We start from the raw sequence: 19,234 nt of genomic DNA on the forward strand, positions 1-19,234 counted from the left end.
CTGACTCCTCGCACCTAGTTCACGTACCAACAAGTAGCTACGATGATGCTACCCGTCGGTAATAAGAAGCAACCCCTGCCGGTGCAAGTGTGAGAAGGGTCTACTCCCCGCCGCCGTAGTTTCCCGGGCCCCACCACGCCGCTCCCGCTCGGTACGCTTGCGCCCATGTACGGCTACGACCAGAACGTCGGTGCTCAGCAGCAGTACGCCGCACCCCAGCAGCCGATGGCCGGCGGCTACGGGCAGCAGCCGCCGCTGTATCCCGAGCCGTCCCCGCCCTCCCTCGCGGACGCGGTGCGCGCCTTCACCACCGGGCAGATGTCGGCCGAGGACTTCCAGCAGATCTTCGCGACGTCGAAGGTGTACTGCCCGCGCGGTGACACCCCGGGCTTCCTCGCCCTGCACAACACCCAGCAGCCGGTGATCCCGATGTTCACCTCGCTCAAGGAGCTGCGCCGGTACGCGGGCAAGGAGTCCAAGTACTTCGTGATCACCGGTGCCGAGGTGATCGACCTGCTGCCCACCGGCTACGGCTTCGTCCTGGACATGGAGGGCGAGCACCGGATGGTGTTCGACGCCAAGGCGGTCGAGCAGATGGTCGACTTCGCGATGCGCCGTATGTACGGCTGACCCGAGCTCCTCGACGCGAGCCCGGAGGGAATTCCCTCCGGGCTTTCTCTGTTGCAGGTGGCAGAAAGTTCAATGCTCAACTAAAGTGGGCGCACAAGGAGGTACCGACCATGCCTGCAGTGACCGTCGAGAACCCGTTGACGCTGCCCCGCGTGACCGCTCCCGCCGATGCGGTGGCGCGTCCGGTGCTGGCCGTCACGACCGCGCCGAGCGGCTTCGAGGGGGAGGGCTTCCCGGTGCGCCGGGCGTTCGCCGGGATCAACTACCGCCACCTCGACCCGTTCATCATGATGGACCAGATGGGCGAGGTGGAGTACGCGCCGGGCGAGCCGAAGGGTACCCCCTGGCACCCGCACCGGGGCTTCGAGACCGTCACCTACATCATCGACGGGATCTTCGACCACCAGGACTCCAACGGTGGCGGCGGCACCATCACCAACGGCGACACGCAGTGGATGACCGCCGGTTCGGGCCTGCTGCACATCGAGGCGCCGCCGGAGTCCCTGGTCATGTCCGGCGGTCTCTTCCACGGCCTCCAGCTGTGGGTGAACCTCCCGGCCAGGGACAAGATGATGGCCCCGCGCTACCAGGACATCCGCGGGGGCAACGTGCAGTTGCTGACGTCCCCGGACGGCGGCGCGCTGCTGCGGGTCATCGCCGGTGAGCTGGACGGGCACACCGGTCCCGGTATCACGCACACGCCGATCACGATGATCCACGCGACGCTGGCACCGGGCGCGGAGATCACCCTGCCGTGGCGTGAGGACTTCAACGGCCTGGCCTACGTCCTGGCGGGCCGGGGCGGCGTCGGAGCGGACCGTCGGCCGGTCCGCTCCGGGCAGACCGCCGTCTTCGGCGCCGGCTCCTCGCTGACCGTCCGCGCGGACGAGAAGCAGGATTCCCACACCCCGGACCTGGAGGTGGTCCTCCTCGGCGGACAGCCGATCCGTGAACCCATGGCCCACTACGGCCCGTTCGTCATGAACACCAAGGACGAGCTGATGCAGGCCTTCGAGGACTTCCAGAAGGGCCGTCTGGGGACCGTCCCGGCGGTGCACGGCATGACCGAAGGCGGATTGTAGGCCACGCCGACCGGCTGAGAGGAAGCCCCGTCCGGATGCCCGGACGGGGCTCTTCGTGTGCGCGGCGGAGTTCTTTCCGCGCGCGGCGCAAGGAGGCGCGCCGACCCGGATGGGCTAGTTCCGGAAGGCGTTGCGCCGAGCGGGCCCCTAGCGTCGCAACTGCGCGCCTCGTTCCGCAGCGCGCACCAGTGGTCGCGCCTGGTGGCCGACACCACGCACACACACCCCAGTTCAGGAGTCACATATGAGCAGCATCCGCAGCGTCCTGGCGTGCACCGCGGCAAGCGTCCTCCTCAGCGTCGGCGGGGTCGCGCTGGCCGCCCCCGCCCAGGCCCAGACGGGCGTCGCCCCGCAGAGCACCACGGTCACGGTCCTCGCCGACGACGGCACCGGCACGAGCAGCGACACCGGTACCGCCACGAGCAGCGACACCGGTACCGGTACGAGCAGCGAGACCGGTACCGGCAACGACAACGGCAACGGGAACGGGAACGGGAACGGCACCAACTGCGGTCTGCTCGGCCTCGGTTGCCTGCTCCAGGGTCTCCTCGGTGGTCTCCTGGGCTGAGGACGCTCCGGCAGCGCCCGGCCAGCCACCGCGTGAGCGGCCGCCCCGAGAGAGGCGGCCGCTCACGCCGCGTGCCGTCCGCCTCACCCGCCCGGACCCGTGCGGCAGGACAGCCGCCGGCGGCCGTGGTCCGCTGGAGGCGTGCCGCTGTTGCCCGACCCCGTGCGCCGTCTCGCGGCCTGGTGCGCCGTGCTGCTGCTCGTCGCCGGGGTCGGCTGGGTGGGGGTACGGCTGTGCGGGGAGTTCCGTACGGCCGTCACACCGGTGCTGCTCGCCCTGCTCGGGACCGCGCTGCTCGGCCCGCTGTACCGGTGGCTCGTGCGGGCCGGGGTGCAGGCGTCGGTGGCGGCCGGGCTCACCTGCGTCGCCGTGGTGGCCGTCGTCGGCGGTGCCGTGTACATCGTCGTCGCCGCGCTCATCGACACCGGTGACCAGATCATCGCCTCGCTCAGGGACGCCGCCAAGGGCGTCTCGCAGCACTTCGGGGCCGCCGGCACCGGGCTCGACGACCTCGCCGTCCACGCGCGCACGCTGCTGAGCAGGTTCGGCGGCACGGCCGCGTCCAACGTCATCAGCGGGGTCAGCGTCGTCGGCGAGGGCATCGCGATGGCCGTGCTCGCCCTGCTGCTCGTCTTCTTCTTTCTGCGCGACTCCCACCGCGCTGTCGCCACCCTCCGGTCCGTCGCGCCCGGCGGCACCGCCGACACCCTGGAGGCCATCGCCCGGCGCGCCTTCGAGGCCGTGGAGGGCTTCATGCGCGGTACGACCGTCATCGCGCTGATCGACGCCCTGTGCATCACCGTCGGCCTGCTGATCCTCCAGGTGCCCGGCGCGCTCGGGCTGGGCGCGCTGGTCTTCGTCGGCGCCTACATCCCCTACCTCGGCGCCTTCATCTCCGGCACGGTCGCCGTCCTGGTCGCCCTCGCCGACCGCGGGTTCGTCATCGCGCTGTGGGCGCTCGGCGTCGTCCTCGCCGTGCAGGTGCTGGAGGGACATGTGCTGCAGCCGGTCATCCAGAGCCGGACCGTGCAGATGCATCCGGCGGTGGTGATGGTCGCGATCACCGGCGGGGCGTCCGTCGCGGGGGTCCTCGGGATGCTGCTCGCGGTCCCGCTGACCGCGGCCGCCTTCGGGGTCGTACAGGAACTGCGGACGCGTTACGCGACACCCTCCGACGCGCCTTCAGACCCGTCCCCCGACACGCCCCCCGACGCCCCCTCCGACTCGTAGAGCTCGAACCAGATGCTCTTGCCCTCGCCCCGCGGGTCCACTCCCCAGGCGTCGGCGAGGAGTTCGATCAGCATCAGGCCGCGGCCGGAGGAGGCCAGCTCGCCGGGCCGGCGCCTGTGCGGCAGGTCGTCGCCCGCGTCGGTGACCTGCACCCGCAGGCGGCGGGCCGCGGTCTCGCCGGTCACCTCGGCGAGCAGCAGCGCGTCGGTGTCGGTGTGGACGAGGACGTTGGTGACCATCTCCGAGACCAGCAGCACCGCCGAGTCCACCTGGTCCGCACCGGCCCAGTCGTGCAGCAGCTCGCGCAGGTGCCGGCGGGCCTCGGCGATCCGGTCCGGCTCGTCCTGCGCCACCGAGAGCAGCGTGCGCCGGACCGTGGGCCGTGCCGTCTCCTCCCGTGGCCGGCTCAGCAGTAGTAGCGCGATGTCGTCCTCGCGACGGTCGGTCAGGGGACCGGTGGTGTGGTGCGAGTACGGCCCGTGCACCCCCTGCACCAGTGCGTCGGCCAGCGATTCCAGCTCGGGCCCGGCCGGGCCCCGGTGCTCCTCCAGGATCGCGCGCAGCCGGCGCCAGCCGCTCTCCATGTCGTGGCCGCCGGTCTCGATCAGGCCGTCGGTGCAGAGCAGCAGCGTCTCGCCGGGTTCCAGGGTGAACCGGGTCGTCGGATAGTCCGCGTCCGGGTCGATGCCCAGCGGCAGTCCGCCCGCCGTCGGCCGCATCATCACCGTGCCGTCGGCCATCCGGATCGCCGGGTGCGGATGCCCGGCACGGGCGATCTCCAGCGTCCCGGTCGCCGGGTCGGCCTCGACGTACACGCAGGTCGCGAAGCGGAGGTCGGCCGGCTGGTCGTCGTCGTGCGTGATGCCGTGCAGGAACCGGGACGCCCGGGAGAGCACGGCGTCCGGGCGGTGGCCCTCGGAGGCGTAGGCGCGCAGGGCGATGCGCAGCTGGCCCATGAGACCCGCGGCCCGCACGTCATGGCCCTGTACGTCGCCCACGACCAGCGCGGACCGGCCGGAGGGCAGCGGGATCAGGTCGTACCAGTCGCCGCCGACCTGGAGTCCCCCGCCGGTCGGGATGTACCGGGCGGCCACCTGCATCCCGGGGATCTCCGGGCCGAGCGAGGGCAGCATGGAGCGCTGCAGGCCCTCCGTCAGCTCCCGTTCGGACTCCTCGGCGCCGGCCCGGGACAGCGCCTGGGCGAGCATCCGGGCCACCGTCGTCAGAACCGCGCGCTCGTCGGGGGTGAACGCGACCGGATAGGCGAAGGCCGCCATCCAGGCACCCATCGTGCGCCCGGCCACCGTCAGCGGCAGGAAGGCCCAGGAGCGACGGCCGAAGGGCTGGGCGAGCGGCCAGGTCGCCGGGTAGCGCTCCTTGTACTCCTCGGGCGAGGACAGATACACCGCACGGCCGGTGCGGACGACCTGGGCCGCCGGATAGTCGGTGGTCAGCGCCATGTGCGAGAAGGGGTCCATGTCGCCGGGCTGGTGCCCGTGCTGGCCGATGATCGTCAGCCGGTCGCCCTCCGCTCCGAACACCACGAGCCCGTCCGGTGAGAAGCCCGGCATCGACAGGCCGCCGGCCACCCGCAGCACCTCCGCCGTGGACCGCGCCTCCGCCAGCGCCCGGCCCGCGTCCAGCAGGAACGCCTCCCGTGAGCGCCGCCAGTCACCGGTGACCGCGCTGCGGGCCGCCGCCGTGCCCGGGGTCGGCTCGGTGACCTCCTGGAGGGTGCCGATCAGCTCGTACGCCCGCCGCTCGGCATCGAAGGAGGGTTTCGACCGGCTGCGGACGACCCGCAGGATGTTCCCCTGCTCGTCCATGATCCGGATGCGCACCTCCGCGAGCGTGCCCTCGTCGACCGCCAGCGGGACCACGCCGGTGATCTCGTTCCAGTCCTCCGGGTGCAGCCGCGCCCGGGTCTGGGCCTCGGTGAGGGTGGTCGCCTCCGCGGGCAGCCCGAGCAGCCGCGCCGCCTCCGCGTCCACGGTGACCAGTCCGGCGGCCGTGTCCCAGTGCCACAGCCCGGTCGCGAGGGCGGCGAGGACATCCCCGACGGACGGGAAGGGCTCGCCGATACGCATTGCCCCACTTTAGGAAGATATGACCGATACCTGCCACCCTGGGTGGCGGACGGTAATGGTGGGGAGCCGATCTTGGGGTGCCCGGTACCCTTGATGGGTCCGGGCCCCGTGCCCGTTCTCGCGGGGGAGAGCACGCCCCGCAGACCTCACACACGAAGGACGATGAACGACGATGCATCGGTACAGGTCCCACACCTGCGGCCAGCTCCGCGCCTCTGACGTCGGCACCGACGTCCGGCTGAGTGGCTGGCTGCACAATCGGCGCGACCTGGGCGGCATCCTCTTCATCGATCTGCGCGACCACTACGGCATCACGCAGCTGGTCGCCCGCCCCGGCACGCCCGCGTACGAGGCCCTGGACAAGATCTCCAAGGAGTCCACGGTCCGGGTCGACGGCCGCGTTGTTTCACGTGGAACCGAGAACGTGAACCCCGATCTGCCGACCGGTGAGATCGAGGTCGAGGTGGCCGAGGTCGAGCTGCTCGGCGCCGCGGCGCCGCTGCCGTTCACGATCAACGCCGAGGACGGGGTCAACGAGGAGCGGCGTCTGGAGTACCGCTTCCTCGACCTGCGCCGCGAGCGCATGCACCGCAACATCCTGCTGCGCACCCAGGTCATCTCGGCGATCCGGCACAAGATGGCCGCGATGGGCTTCAACGAGATGGCGACGCCGATCCTGTCCGCCACGTCCCCCGAGGGCGCGCGCGACTTCGTCGTCCCCTCCCGTCTGCACCCCGGCAAGTTCTATGCGCTGCCGCAGGCCCCGCAGCAGTTCAAGCAGCTGCTGATGATCTCCGGCTTCGACCGCTACTTCCAGATCGCGCCCTGCTTCCGCGACGAGGACGCCCGCGCCGACCGCTCGCCGGGCGAGTTCTACCAGCTCGACGTCGAGATGAGCTTCGTCGAGCAGGAGGACGTCTTCCAGCCGATCGAGAAGCTGATGACGGAACTCTTCGAGGAGTTCGGCGGCGGCCGCCACGTCACCTCTCCCTTCCCGCGGATCCCGTTCCGCGAGGCGATGCTGAAGTACGGCTCCGACAAGCCGGACCTGCGCGCCAAGCTGGAGCTGGTGGACATCACCGATGTCTTCGAGGGCTCGGAGTTCAAGGCCTTCGCCGGCAAGCACGTGCGTGCGCTGCCGGTACCGGCGGTCCAGGACCAGCCGCGCAAGTTCTTCGACCAGCTCGGCGAGTTCGCGATCTCCCTGGGCGCCAAGGGGCTGGCGTGGGTTCGCGTCGCCGAGGACGGCACCCTCTCCGGCCCGATCGCGAAGTTCCTCACCGAGGAGAACGTCGCCGAGCTGACCAAGCGCCTGTCGCTGGCCCCCGGCCACGCGGTCTTCTTCGGCGCGGGCGAGTTCGACGAGGTCTCCAAGATCATGGGCGCGGTCCGCGTCGAGGCCGCTCGTCGCGCCGGGCACTTCGAGGAGGGCGTCTTCCGCTTCTGCTGGATCGTCGACTTCCCGATGTACGAGAAGGACGAGGAGACCGGCGCGATCGACTTCTCGCACAACCCCTTCTCCATGCCGCAGGGCGGCCTGGAGGCCCTGGAGACCCAGGACCCACTGGACATCCTGGGCTGGCAGTACGACATCGTCTGCAACGGCGTCGAGCTGTCCTCCGGCGCGATCCGGAACCACGAGCCGGAGATCATGCTCAAGGCGTTCGAGATCGCGGGCTACGACCGCGAGACCGTCGAGGACAAGTTCGCCGGCATGCTCCGCGCGTTCCGCTTCGGCGCCCCGCCGCACGGCGGCATCGCGCCCGGTGTGGACCGCATCGTCATGCTCCTCGCGGACGAGCCCAACATCCGCGAGACGATCGCCTTCCCGCTCAACGGCAACGCCCAGGACCTGATGATGGGCGCCCCCACCGAGCTGGAGGAGTCCCGCCTGCGCGAGCTGCACCTGAACATCAGGAAGCCGCAGCCGAAGTAGTACGGCGCCGTTCGTCAGTCCCCCGCGTCGGGGCCGGAGTCACTGTCCGGCTCGATGTCGGGGGACGCGCCGTCTTCCAGAAGGCGCTCGGCGATGTCGTCGGACCAGCGCTGGGCCCAGGCGCGCAGCGCCACGACCTGCTCCTCCGTCAGCCCGTACCGGAGGAAGTCCACGTCGGAATAGAAGTCCGTACCCGTCAGCCGGGACTGCAGGGTCGGCAGGTCGAACGGGTCATGCGCGTGCCTGCGGCCCAGTTCCTCCAGGCCGGGCAGCGAGAACCGGGCCGCGGCGGCCCGCGCGTCGATCAGATCGACCGCCGCGCCCCGGTCGTACAGCGCCCGGATCTTCGTGCCGACGGCGTCCTCCAGGGACAGCGCCGGGCCGTACTCGGTGAGCACCGGCGGCTGCCAGAAGGCCTCCTTGTGCAGGGCGAGGGCGCAGTGTTCGCCGGTCGGCGGGTCGGTGACGGTCAGCTGTGCGGTGAGCGCGGCGACAGCACCGGACCGTACCTGCCGGCCGCGTGCCTCCAGGGTGGCGCCGACGGCGGCGACGATCCGGTCCATGCCCTCGGAACTCTCCGTGGCGAAGTCGAGATTGCCGTGCGGACGCCGCACCAGGCCATGCGCCTGCAGGGCGTACCCACCGGCGAGCACCAGCCCGTACGGACCGCCCGCGGAGACGACGTCGGCGAGGAGCCGGTGGTGGGATTCGGGGACGTTCAAGATTTTTCTTCCGGGTTCCTGTCACACGGGAGCGGGCGGGGGGTCCAGAGAGGTGTCCGGAGTCTTCCGGCCGCTCGACGCGCGATGCTCGATGCTCGATGGGAGCCTCTCACGCGTACCGCCCAGATCATCGTCACCCTGCTCGCCGCGCGGCAACTTCCCTGCCCTCGGCGGCCACTGAGGAGTCGTAAGGCATGTTCAGCACACCCTTAAGGACTCCTCCCGTGGCAGCTCCCTCGCACCGCCGGGCCCTCCGCAAGCGCCGTACCCTCGTCGTCTCCGCCGCCGTCGTGGCCGCCGGTGCCGGTGCCGGGGTGTTCGTGATGAACGCGAACGCGACCGGCGCCGACCTCTACCACCAGACGCTCGCCGCCGAGGACGGCTGGGCCGCGTCCGGTACCGGGACCACCGGCGGTGCGAAGGCCGACTCCGCGCACACGTTCACCGTCTCCACCCGCGCCCAGCTGGTGAAGGCCCTGGGGTCGGCCTCCGACAGCACGCCCCGGATCATCAAGGTCAAGGGCACGGTCGACGCCAACACCGACGACAGCGGCAGGAAGCTGACCTGCGCCGACTACGCGAAGGGGACCGGCTACTCGCTCCCGGCGTACCTCAAGGCGTACGACCCCGCCACCTACGGCCGCTCCGAGCTGCCCTCCGGCGCCCAGGAGAAGGCCCGTGCCGCCGCCCAGGGCAGGCAGGCCGAGAACATCGTCTTCAAGGTGCCGGCCAACACCACGATCGTGGGCGTACCCGGCACCAACGCGGGCATCCTCGGCGGCAGCCTCCAGGTGAAGAACGTCGACAACGTCATCATCCGCAACCTGCTCTTCTCCGCCACCGAGGACTGCTTCCCGCAGTGGGACCCGACGGACGGGGACAAGGGGAACTGGAACTCGCAGTACGACGCGGTCACCCTGCGCGGTGCGACCCATGTCTGGGTGGACCACAACTCGTTCACCGACGCGCCCCACTACGACAGCGCCACCCCGGACTACTACGGCCGCCAGTACCAGGTCCACGACGGCGACCTCGACATCACCAACGGCTCGGACCTGGTCACCGTCGAGCGCAACCAGTTCACCGACCACGACAAGACGATGCTGATCGGCAGCAGCGACAAGGACAGCACCGGCAAGCTGCGCGTCTCCATCCACCACAACGTGTGGAAGGGCATCGTGCAGCGCGCCCCGCTGGCCCGGATCGGCCGGATCCACGTCTACAACAACCTGTACGACACGACGACCGTCGACGGCTACGCGCCGCTGTACAGCATCAACTCCCGTGCCGGGGCACAGGTCGTGGCGCAGGCCAACTACTGGAAGGTGCCGTCCGGCGGCAAGGTCGCGGCGCTGCTCAGCGGCGACGGCACCGGCTCGGTCGCGGGCAGCGGCAACCTGGTCAACGGTACGGTCACCGACCTGGTCGCCGTGTACAACGCCGCGTCCTCGAAGAAGATCAAGACGACGGTGAACTGGAAGCCGGCCCTGACCGCGGGCCTGGAGTCCTCGGCGGCCGGCCTGCCGACGGAGCTGGCGGCCACGACCGGCGCCGGGGTGCTGAACTAGGGTCGTACAACCGTGCGGGCCCCTCGCGGGTCTCCTCTGACACAGCGATGTGATCAAGAGGAAAAACAGGGGAACGGACGGTTACATGCGAAAAGTTCGCACAGTCGCGGCGCTCGCCACCGCCACGCTCGTCTCGGCGGGCAGCGTGGTGCTCGGCGTCGGCGGTCCCGCCGTCGCGGCCGGCACCACGGCCCAGGCGGCCTCCGCCGCCGGGAAGACGGCGGACTTCAACGGGGACGGGTACGGCGACCTGGCCGTGTCCGCGAACGGCTACATCACGGTGCTGTACGGAACCGCGACCGGCCTCACTCCCTCCCGGCACCAGATCATCGGAAACGGCAGCACCAGCGGGTACGTCGACCTCGGCGGCTCGATGGCCAAGGGCGACCTGGACGGCGACGGCTACGACGATCTCGTGGCCGTCGGCTCCGGGGCCGTGCAGGTCTACTGGGGCGGCCCCACGGGCCTGTCCGCCCCCACCCGGCTCGGGATCACGCCCAGCTATTCCCCGAGCCCGGTCGTGGTGGCCGACTTCGACGGCGACGGCAGGAACGACCTGGTCACCGGCGTCTCCAACGTGGGCACCGAGCTGCTCCGGGGCCCCTTCACCCGGGACGGCGCGAGCGCCTCGAGCAGCGTCGTCCACAACTGGCTCCACCCCTACTACCTGGCGGCCGGAGACGTGAACGGTGACCATGTCGCCGATCTGCTGTCCGTGGGCAGGGGCGACGGCGGTGCCGCCGACGCCAGCCTGCTGCTCGGCTCCAAGAGCGGCTTCGGCCCCGTCAAGGACTTCGCCACCAAGGTCAACTCCGGCTCCATCGCGGACGTCGACGGCGACGGATACGGTGACGTGGTGCTGGGTGCCGGGCTGGAGGGCTACCAGCCGAAGGGTGTCGTGGGCGGCTCGATCCTCGTCGAGTACGGCAGCGCCGACGGGATCAGCACCACCCGCACGCCGGTGCGCATCAGCCAGGACACCTCCGGTGTGCCCGGCGCCGGCGAGACGTACGACCGGTTCGGCTACAACCTCGACACCGGGGACGTCAACGGCGACGGCTACGCCGATGTGGCGATCGGTGTGGAGCAGGAGAGCATCTCGGGAGTCAGCACCACGGGTGCGGTGACCGTGCTGCGCGGCTCCGCCAAGGGCCTGACCGGCACCGGCGCGGTGTCCTGGCACCAGAACACCGCCGGTGTGGCGGGCATGAACGAGCCGTACGACAGGTGGGGCCAGCAGGTCGCCTTCGCCGACATGAACGGCGACGGCCGCAGCGAACTCACCGTCGGCACGGAAGCCGAGAACCGCGACCAGGGCAACCTCTGGTACTTCAGGTCGGGCAGCACCGGCCTGACCACCGCCAAGTCCGTCTCCGTCGGCCCCAGGACGTTCGGCATGGAACCCGTGCGCCGCTGGTTCGCGCGGACGGTGCTCAAGTAGGCGAGCGGTAGCGGCACGGGGAAGGCCCCGGCGCACCGTGCGCCGGGGCCTTCCCCGTGCCGTCGTCCGTACCGGGGCTCAGGCGGGCTCGCCGCCGAAGCGCTCCTTGTACGTCTCCAGGTCCTCGTCGGTGATCTTCGCGAAGAGCACCGGCGGGACCGTGAACGGGGTGCCGGCCGGGACGGCGGCCAGAGCCTTCGCCTCGTCCTCGGTCACCCAGGCCGCGGTGTCGCCGGCCAGCGTGAACGCCGCGCGCATGGTCTTCGCCGTCGCCGGGATGAACGGCTCCGAGACCACCGCGTACAGGTGGATCAGGTTCATCGCCGTACGCAGCGTGAGGGCCGCGCCGTCCTTGTCCGTCTTGATCTCCAGCCAGGGGGCCTTCTCCTCCAGGTAGGAGTTGCCGGCCGACCACAGGGCACGCAGGGCGGAGGCCGCCTTGCGGAACTGGAGCGCCTCCATCTGCTGCTCGTACTCGGCGAGCAGCCGGGCGATCTCCTCGCCGAGCCGGACCTCCGCCGCGCCGGGCTCGCCGCCCGCCGGGACCTCCTCGCCGAACCGCTTCTTGCTGAAGGACAGCACGCGGTTGACGAAGTTGCCGAGGGTGTCGGCGAGGTCCTTGTTGACCGTGGCGGTGAAGTGCTCCCAGGTGAAGGACGAGTCGTCCGACTCGGGGGCGTTGGCGATGAGGAAGTACCGCCAGTAGTCGGCCGGGAGGATGTCCAGCGCCTGGTCGGTGAAGACACCGCGCTTCTGGCTGGTGGAGAACTTCCCGCCGTAGTACGTCAGCCAGTTGAAGGCCTTGACGTAGTCGACCATCTTCCAGGGCTCGCGGATGCCGAGCTCCGTGGCCGGGAACATCACCGTGTGGAAGGGGACGTTGTCCTTGGCCATGAACTCGGTGTAGCGGACGTCGTCCGCCTCGTACCACCAGGACTTCCAGTCGCGGTTCTCCGGGTCCTGGTCGGCCCACTCCTTCGTCGCGCCGATGTACTCGATCGGGGCGTCGAACCAGACGTAGAAGACCTTGCCCTCGGCCGCCAGCTCCGGCCAGGTGTCGGCCGGGACCGGGACGCCCCAGTCCAGGTCACGGGTGATCGCGCGGTCGTGCAGGCCCTCGGTCAGCCACTTGTGGGCGATGGAGGAGGCCAGCTGCGGCCAGTCCTTGTCGTGCCGGGCGACCCACTCGCGGACCTCGTTCTCCAGCTTCGACTGGAGCAGGAAGAGGTGCTTGGTCTCGCGGACTTCGAGGTCCGTGCTGCCCGAGATCGCCGAGCGGGGGTTGATCAGGTCCGTCGGGTCGAGCACCCGGGTGCAGTTCTCGCACTGGTCGCCGCGGGCCTTGTCGTAGCCGCAGTGCGGGCAGGTGCCCTCGACGTAGCGGTCGGGGAGGAAGCGGCCGTCCGTGGGGCTGTACACCTGACGGATGGCCCGCTCCTCGATGAAGCCGTTCTCGTGCAGCTTGCGGGCGAAGTGCTGGGTGATCTCGCGGTTCTCGGGGCTGGAGCTGCGGCCGAAGTAGTCGAACGCGAGCGCGAAGCCGTCGTAGACCGCCTTCTGCGCGTCGTGCGCCTGGGCGCAGAACTCGTCGACCGGCAGGCCCTGCTCCTTGGCGGCCAGCTCGGCCGGGGTGCCGTGCTCGTCGGTCGCGCAGATGTACAGGACGTCGTGGCCGCGCTGGCGGAGGTACCGGGCGTACACGTCCGCCGGGAGCATGGACCCCACCATGTTGCCCAGGTGCTTGATCCCGTTGATGTACGGAAGGGCGCTGGTGATGAGGTGTCGAGCCATCGTGGCTGCTCCCAGGTCGCGTTTTCTGCGGTTTCGAACCTTGAAATCGTAGCCGACAGGGGTGGGCCGCCCGCTTCCCGTTTTGCAGGGTGGGAAGGGGCGGCCCGAGGGATGCTGTGCGGTGACCGTCCGTTACGGGCGCCAGGTGGCGAGCACGCCCTCGTACAGCTCCGTGTCCGTGAGCTCGCGGGGGGCGGGGCCCGCGTGGAAGAAGGACGTGTTGCCGGTCTTCAGCCTGCGGGCGTAGTCGAAGGCCTTGTTGTCGTGGTCTCCGAAGGCGACGAAGGAGAAGAAGACGGCGGGGTGTGACTGCGCGGCCTCGGTGAGGGCCTGGGTCGCGGGGGTCTTCGCGTCCGGGGCGCCGTCGGTCTGGAAGACGACGAGGGCGGGGGTGCCGCTCTCGTGGTGCTTGTCGTAGTGGGCCAGTACGGCTTCCACGGCGGCGTGGTAGCTGGTACGGCCCATGCGGCCGAGGCCGGCGTGGACGTCGTCGATCCTGGTCTCGTGGTCCGGGGTGAGGGTGAGGTCGGTGGTGCCGTCGACCTCCGTGGAGAAGAAGACGACGTGGACCGTGGCCTCGGGGTCCAGGTGGGCGGCGAGGGCGAGGGTCTGGTCGGCGAGGGCCTGGGCGGAGCCGTCCTTGTAGTACGGGCGCATGCTCGCGGAGCGGTCCAGGACGAGGTAGAGCTTGGCTCGGGTGCCGGTGAGGTCGGTCTTCTTGAGGGTCGCTGCGGCGGCCTTGTAGGCGGTGGCGAGGGAGGGGGTGCGGGACTTGACCTTGGTGAGGGGGGTGGCGGGGGTCTTCCGCTCGGGTGCCTCGGCGGCGTGGGTGCCCTCCGCCTCGGCTTCGCCTTCGGCGTCCGGGTTCCCACCCGCACCACCCGTGCTGCTTTCGTCGTCGGCTGCGGGTGGCCCCTGCGGGGCGTCCTCGCCGTCGGCGGCCTGCGACCCGCCCTCGGCCTCCGGCCGGGTACCGCTCTCGGCCTCCGGCTCCGCCTGGTCCTCCGGCTCCGCCTGCTGCTCGGCCTCGGCCTGCTCCGTGAGCGGCTGCTCGGTCTCGGCCTGCTTCTCGGCCTCCGGCCGGGTACCGCCCTCGGCTTCCGGCTCCGCCTGCTGCTCAGCCTCGGCCTGCTCCGTGAGCGGCTGCTCGGTCTCGGCCTGCTCCTCGGCCTTCGGCTCGCCGCTGTCCTCGGTCAGCTGACCGGCCTGCGGCCCAGCCTCGTCCTCGGCACCCGGCGTCTCCTCGGCGGGCGTCTCGGGCTCGGCCCGCTCCTCGGTCTTCGGCTCGGTGATGCTCCCGGCGGCCGTCTCCTGGACCGGCGCCTCGGGCTCGGCCGGCTCTTGGACCGGCGCCTTGGCCTCAGTCGTCTCCTGAACCGGCGCCTCAGGCTCGGTCGGTTCCTGGACTGGTGCCTTGGCCTCGGCCGTCTCCTGGACCGGCGTCTCGGGCTCGGTCGGTTCCTGGACTGGTGCCTTGGCCTCGGTCGGCTCCTGGAGCGGCGCCTCGGCCTCGGCCTTCTCCTCGGTCTTTTCCTGCGCCGCAGCCTTCTCCTCGGCCTTCTCCTCCGTCTTTTCCCCCTGCTCCGGGGCGGCGCCGGCCTCGGTGGGCCGCTTCTCGGCCGGGGTCTCGGGCTCGGGGTCCGTCGGTTCCGAGGGGTGGGGTACCTGGAGGTTGTCGAAGGCCGCTGCCACCAGGTCGTGCTCGTCGGGGGCCGAGCGGCGGGGCTCAGGAACGGTGGGCGTCGGCTCGTGGGGCTCGGGGGACTGTGAGGTGGGGGCGGGCTGTTGGGCCGGCAGGCGGTCCGCACCCTCTGCCTCGGCGCGTGCCTTGCGTGAGCGGCCGAATGCGTTCCGCAGGAGAGTGAGAATGCCCATGTGCGCAACCCTTCATGAGGTGATGCCCGTCGATCCCTGGCCAGGACGGACACGTAAGGTTAGCGAAGCGGTCAGCGGGGGGAAGCGAGCGACCGGGCCGCCGCAACCTCCTGCCGGAGGGGTTCCAGCACACTGTCCGCCGGCCCGGTGAGGTCCGTGCGGACCGGTGTCAGGGTTTCCGCATCCCGTACGCCCTCGGCCAGCTCCCGCAGTTGCAGCGAGATCTGGGCGATCTCGGCCGTGGACGGGGGCGGCGCCCCGTGCCCGACGCGGACGCGCGCCGCTGTCGTCGCGTCGACGATACGTTCCACCGCCACCACCAGCGGCCACCACGCGGCGGCGCGTCGGCCGGTCGGCGGCGGTTCGGTCAGGGCCCGCTGGAACTCCGTACGGATCACCGACAGGTCGCGGTAGAGGCGGCGGCGCATGCGGGCCCTGGCGGAGGGGTCGTCGGCCGGGGCGAAGGCCGCCTCCAGATACGTCGCCGTGTCCGCCACCGCGTCGGCCAGGCGGTCGCCGACCCGTGTGCGCCAGCTCTCCGGCCAGAGCAGGTAGCCGGCGGTCAGGGCGATGGCGCAGCCCAGCAGCGAGTCCGTCAGGCGGGGCAGCAGCAGTGCCGTGCCCTGGTGGTTCAGGATGTCCGAGAGGAGGAGGATCACCGGGGTGATCGCCATCGTCTGGTGGCCGTAGCCGCGCGGGGTCAGGGCCGGGATCAGCGGGGCCAGGACCAGCATCGCCGGGACGTCCCACCAGCCCAGCGGGACCTCCGCCAGCACCACCGCCGCGATCACCAGGCCCGCCACCGTGCCGAGGGCGCGCAGCAGGGCGCGGGAGAAGACCGAGCCGAAGTCGGGCTTCAGGACGAAGGTGATCGTCAGGGCCACCCAGTAGGAGCGGGGGACCGGGATCAGCGAGACGAGGGCCTGGGCGATGCCGATGCACACCGCCAGGCGCAGCCCGTAGCGCCAGGAGTTGGCCGACAGGACGACGTTGCGCGCCGCTCTCGCGGTGCGGATGCCCAGCGCCGCGGGGCGGCCCAGGCGGTCGTCGATGCCCCGGGGGTCGACGTCGGGGGCCGTCACCACCTCCGCCGCGTGGCGCAGGGCGTGGTCCACCGCGCGGGCGGTCTCCGTCTCCGGTGCCGGGAGGCCGAGGGCTATCGGGCCCGTGTAGCCGGTTTCGACGGCCTGCGCCAGGTGGTGGAGCGCCTCGGGGATGCCGGGCGGCAGGGGCCGGCCGGCCAGGTGGGCCGCGGGGGCCGCCTCCACCACGGGGGTGATGGCGTTCAACTGGGCGAGCAGGCGGGTGAGTTCGCTGCTGCGGCCGTGCTGGCGGGCGCGCCGGGCCAGGATCAGGTCGTAGGACTGGTTGAGGGACTGGGTGACGGCGCGGCGCGCGTCGTCGTACTCCTCGGTGCGGTCCGTGCCGGCCGCGGTGAGGAGCTCGGCGGCCGCGCGGTAGGCGGCCGCCACCGCCGCGCGTTCGGGGACACCGGAGCGCAACGGCCAGGCCAGCAGGGCGAGGAGGAGGACCAGCAGGCCGCCGCCGGTCATCAGGGCGGGGGCCAGCCACCAGGGGTGGGGCAGGGGGAGGCCCGCCCCGACCACGCAGTTCAGGAGCAGCAGCAGGCCGGAGACCGAGGCCACCGCGCCGATCGTCGAGATCATGCCGGAGAGCAGCGCGATGCCGGTGACGGCGGCGACCGCGTACCAGCCGTGGCCGTACACCAGCGTGCCCAGCGTCACGCCGACCGCGCCGAAGAGCTGCGGGACGGCGATGTTGAGGATGCGCATCCGGTAGGCGTCGGCGGTGTCGCCGATGACGCCGGACAGGGCGCCCATCGAGGCGAGGGCGCCGTACGCCGGGTATCCGGTGGCCTGGCCGATCGCGAGGGGGAGGGCCATGGCCACGGCGGCGCGGGCCACGGCGGCCTTGTTCAGGGGGGCCTGCTGGGGGCGGAGGTTCCGGACCAGCCAGTCGGGAGGGGTGAGGCCGATGGGGAACTCGCGCGACATGTCGCCATTATCGCCGGTCCGCTGCCCGCCCCCGGAGTCATCCGCGCTGGTGGAGGGTGAGATCCACGACGAGGGCGCGGTGGTCGGTGCCGGCCACGCGCAGGAAGCGGGCGCTGGTCGCGGTGAAGTCCGGGGAGAGCAGGACGTGGTCGATCTGGGCGCCGATGACGGAGGAGGTGCGCGCGGGCCAGCTGGCGGTGCGGTCGTGCCCGGCGAGGCGGGCGGCGTCGGTCAGACCGGTGTCTAGGATGCGGCGGAAGGCCGCGTGGTCCTGGGTGGCGTTGAAGTCGCCGGCGAGGACGGTGGGCGTGCGGGGGGCTGCGGCGGCGAAGGAGCGCAGCCGGCCCAGTTCGCGGTGCCACAGGCCGACCTGGCGTGGCAGCGGGGGCATGGGGTGGGCGAGTTGGAGGCGTACGGCGTGGCCCCGTACGTCGGCGACGGCACCGGGCATGCCCATCGTGCCGGGCACGCCCGCGGTGGGCCGCAGCGGGAAGCGGCTGAGGATGAGGGAGCCCTGCGAGCCGGCCGCGCGGACCGCCCGCCGGTACGGGTAGTCGGTGCCGAAGCCGCCTTCCAGCGCGGCCTGGCAGGTGTACTCGCACTCCTCGACGAAGACGACGTCCGGACGCAGGTCGCGGATCCGTGGGACCAGGGCGGGGGTGCCGTGTCCGAACTCGACGTTGGAGGTCAGCACGCGCAGGGTGGCGAGCGGCGGACCGCCGGGCTCGGTGACCTTGCCGTACGGCTCCTGGTACCAGGCGAGCAGGCCGAGTACGGCGACCCCGCACACCAGGCCCGGCCACCAGCGGGCCAGCAGCGCGCACAGCAGGGCGAAGCCGGTCGGCAGGAGCAGCCAGGGCAGGAAGGCGAGCAGCTGGGGTACGGGGGTGACGCCGTCGGTGTCGGCGGCCCGGCAGCCGGTCACCGCGCCGACTCCGGCCAGCAGCAGTCCGGCACACCAGGCGCCGAGCCTGCGTCCGGGGCGTCGGTCCACGGGCCGAGCCTACGGCGGGCCGTCCGCCCGCGCCAGGAGCTTCCCGGCGGACGAAGGGGACAACTGGGCGCAGCCGTCTTCAGGTTGTGGATACCGGAGGGTCCCTGTGGGTGAACCGCCGGCGTTATCTACAGGTTGTGGATACCGGTGGAGCCGGTGCCGGCGCGGGTGGGGCGGGTGCGGGCCGGGGGTGCGCCGGGTGCAGACGGCGGGTCAGCCAGGTGGTGAGGGCGACCATGAGGCCCAGGCCGAGCAGGAGCCAGGAGACCGTGCGCAGGGTGCCGGTGAGGGCGTCGTAGACCGCGCCGACCGCCGGGTGGGAGACCCCGTCGGGCAGGTCGGCGAGGGTGAGGCTGCGGCCCGCGGCCAGGGCCAGGGCGAGCAGTCCGCCGCCCAGGGCCGTGCCCAGCGCGGTCGCGGCGACGGCGCGGCGGCGGTGGACGGCCAGGGCGATTCCGCCGGTGGCGAAGGCGAGGGCCGCCACCGGGAGCCAGAAACCGGCGACTTCGAGCACGTGGAACCCCTTCCGGAGGGAGGCCAGTCGTTCTGCCGGGACCAACGGGACCGTGGTGTGCTCCACCGGGATGCGTGCGGCGAGCGGCACATGGTCCCGGGCCAGCTGACGCTTCACCTGGTCGGTGACGGGGGCGAGGTCGACGGTGACCGGACGCCCGGCCGTGCCGCCGTCACCGTCGTCGCGCAGGGCACGCAGTACCGCGTCGTGGGTGACCCGGTTACCGGTGTCCCAGGCCAGCTGGAAGGCCTCGGTCTGGGTGAAGGAGCGCACCGCGTCGTGCACGAACGGGCGGACGGAGCCCCGTACCGGCCGGACGTCCAGGTGCTGGTCGACCGCGCGCAGGATGTCGTCACCGACCGTGTCCGCGACGGCCTCCCGCACGTCCGGGTCGGTGGCGAGCGGCGCCATCGTGGCGACGTACCGGCCGGTGTCGGCGAGCCCGTACGCCGCCCAGGCCGCCGTCGCGCCGAGCGGCACGAGGAGGCAGGACAGGGCGAGCAGTACGGCCGACAGGGCGCTCCTGAGACGTGGGGGCACGCTTCCAGACAACGGCCCGCAGGGCGCGGACGCGAGCGGAGCGCCTGCGTTCGGGCGACGGCCCCCGCTGAGGCTCCGCCACGGCCCCCGGCTCTCGACCGCGCTCTCCGGTGGAGGGTTCACCCGAACGGGTGTTTCCTGGGGGGAAGGAGGTCTTCCGGTTCGCGCAGCCGGAACGTGACGGGGGGCGAGGGAAGAGGGGAACAGGGGAATGCGCGGGCCCCGGCCGGTCGGCCGGGGC

At 71.6% G+C, this 19,234-nt stretch carries 14 protein-coding genes; 7 read left to right on the forward strand and 7 right to left on the reverse strand.

The genetic code is table 11. The features are described 5' to 3' along the window. Positions 1 to 165 precede the first annotated feature (165 nt). The 4 genes from ABT171_RS11260 (at position 166) to ABT171_RS11275 (ending at position 3,510) form a co-directional block, all read left to right on the forward strand. Positions 166 to 630 (forward strand): SseB family protein, encoded by a 465-nt coding sequence (locus tag ABT171_RS11260; protein WP_031172737.1) that lies wholly within the window; start codon positions 166 to 168, stop codon positions 628 to 630. 110 nt (positions 631 to 740) lie between these two features. After that, positions 741 to 1,712, forward strand: a complete 972-nt coding sequence (locus ABT171_RS11265) for a pirin family protein (RefSeq protein WP_351242219.1) — start codon at positions 741 to 743, stop codon at positions 1,710 to 1,712. 244 nt (positions 1,713 to 1,956) lie between these two features. Continuing rightward, positions 1,957 to 2,280: a hypothetical protein gene (locus ABT171_RS11270; protein ID WP_351242221.1), complete on the forward strand. Its 324-nt coding sequence runs from the start codon at positions 1,957 to 1,959 to the stop codon at positions 2,278 to 2,280. Positions 2,281 to 2,421: 141 nt separating this feature from the next. Beyond that, positions 2,422 to 3,510, forward strand: coding sequence for an AI-2E family transporter (locus ABT171_RS11275; protein WP_351242223.1), 1,089 nt, complete (start codon positions 2,422 to 2,424; stop codon positions 3,508 to 3,510). Here the strand turns inward: ABT171_RS11275 and ABT171_RS11280 are convergent. Further along, complete coding sequence (locus ABT171_RS11280) at positions 3,438 to 5,597, reverse strand: SpoIIE family protein phosphatase (RefSeq protein WP_351242225.1); 2,160 nt, start codon at positions 5,595 to 5,597, stop codon at positions 3,438 to 3,440. The genes ABT171_RS11275 and ABT171_RS11280 overlap by 73 nt on opposite strands. 172 nt (positions 5,598 to 5,769) lie before the next feature. On the opposite strand from ABT171_RS11280, the gene aspS reads away from it, so the two are divergent. Then, positions 5,770 to 7,533 (forward strand): aspartate--tRNA ligase, encoded by a 1,764-nt coding sequence (gene aspS, locus ABT171_RS11285; protein ID WP_351242227.1) that lies wholly within the window; start codon positions 5,770 to 5,772, stop codon positions 7,531 to 7,533. A 14-nt stretch (positions 7,534 to 7,547) separates the two neighbouring features. Here aspS and ABT171_RS11290 read toward each other — a convergent pair whose 3' ends face one another. After that, complete coding sequence (locus ABT171_RS11290) at positions 7,548 to 8,255, reverse strand: nucleotidyl transferase AbiEii/AbiGii toxin family protein (RefSeq protein ID WP_351242229.1); 708 nt, start codon at positions 8,253 to 8,255, stop codon at positions 7,548 to 7,550. A gap of 194 nt (positions 8,256 to 8,449) precedes the next feature. Here ABT171_RS11290 and ABT171_RS11295 point away from each other — a divergent pair, with 194 nt between their 5' ends. Together ABT171_RS11295 and ABT171_RS11300 are read left to right on the forward strand one after the other, a co-directional pair. Beyond that, positions 8,450 to 9,823 carry a pectate lyase family protein gene (locus ABT171_RS11295; RefSeq protein WP_503074786.1) on the forward strand — a complete coding sequence of 458 codons (1,374 nt, stop codon included), beginning with the start codon at positions 8,450 to 8,452 and terminating at the stop codon, positions 9,821 to 9,823. Positions 9,824 to 9,908: 85 nt separating this feature from the next. Beyond that, entirely contained in the window at positions 9,909 to 11,264 is a 1,356-nt protein-coding gene (locus ABT171_RS11300; protein WP_351242233.1) for an FG-GAP and VCBS repeat-containing protein, read from the forward strand. A 78-nt stretch (positions 11,265 to 11,342) separates the two neighbouring features. On the opposite strand, the gene metG is transcribed toward ABT171_RS11300, so the two are convergent. The 5 genes from metG to ABT171_RS11325 form a co-directional block, all read right to left on the reverse strand. After that, positions 11,343 to 13,055 carry a methionine--tRNA ligase gene (gene metG, locus ABT171_RS11305; protein ID WP_351242235.1) on the reverse strand — a complete coding sequence of 571 codons (1,713 nt, stop codon included), beginning with the start codon at positions 13,053 to 13,055 and terminating at the stop codon, positions 11,343 to 11,345. A 132-nt stretch (positions 13,056 to 13,187) separates the two neighbouring features. After that, the gene (locus ABT171_RS11310) at positions 13,188 to 14,930 is read right to left on the reverse strand and encodes a VWA domain-containing protein (RefSeq protein ID WP_351242237.1); all 1,743 of its coding nucleotides are present in this window, start codon (positions 14,928 to 14,930) and stop codon (positions 13,188 to 13,190) included. Positions 14,931 to 15,001: 71 nt separating this feature from the next. Beyond that, positions 15,002 to 16,945 carry an FUSC family protein gene (locus ABT171_RS11315; protein WP_351242239.1) on the reverse strand — a complete coding sequence of 648 codons (1,944 nt, stop codon included), beginning with the start codon at positions 16,943 to 16,945 and terminating at the stop codon, positions 15,002 to 15,004. Positions 16,946 to 16,982: 37 nt separating this feature from the next. Continuing rightward, complete coding sequence (locus tag ABT171_RS11320; protein WP_351242241.1) at positions 16,983 to 17,939, reverse strand: endonuclease/exonuclease/phosphatase family protein; 957 nt, start codon at positions 17,937 to 17,939, stop codon at positions 16,983 to 16,985. Positions 17,940 to 18,063: 124 nt separating this feature from the next. Then, a complete protein-coding gene (locus tag ABT171_RS11325) occupies positions 18,064 to 18,993 on the reverse strand; it encodes a hypothetical protein (RefSeq protein WP_351242243.1) in 930 nt (309 codons plus the stop codon). Between the last annotated feature and the right edge of the window lie 241 nt (positions 18,994 to 19,234).

It is taken from the genome of Streptomyces sp. NPDC001851, from assembly GCF_040297165.1.
In the GTDB taxonomy this organism is placed as follows: domain Bacteria; phylum Actinomycetota; class Actinomycetes; order Streptomycetales; family Streptomycetaceae; genus Streptomyces.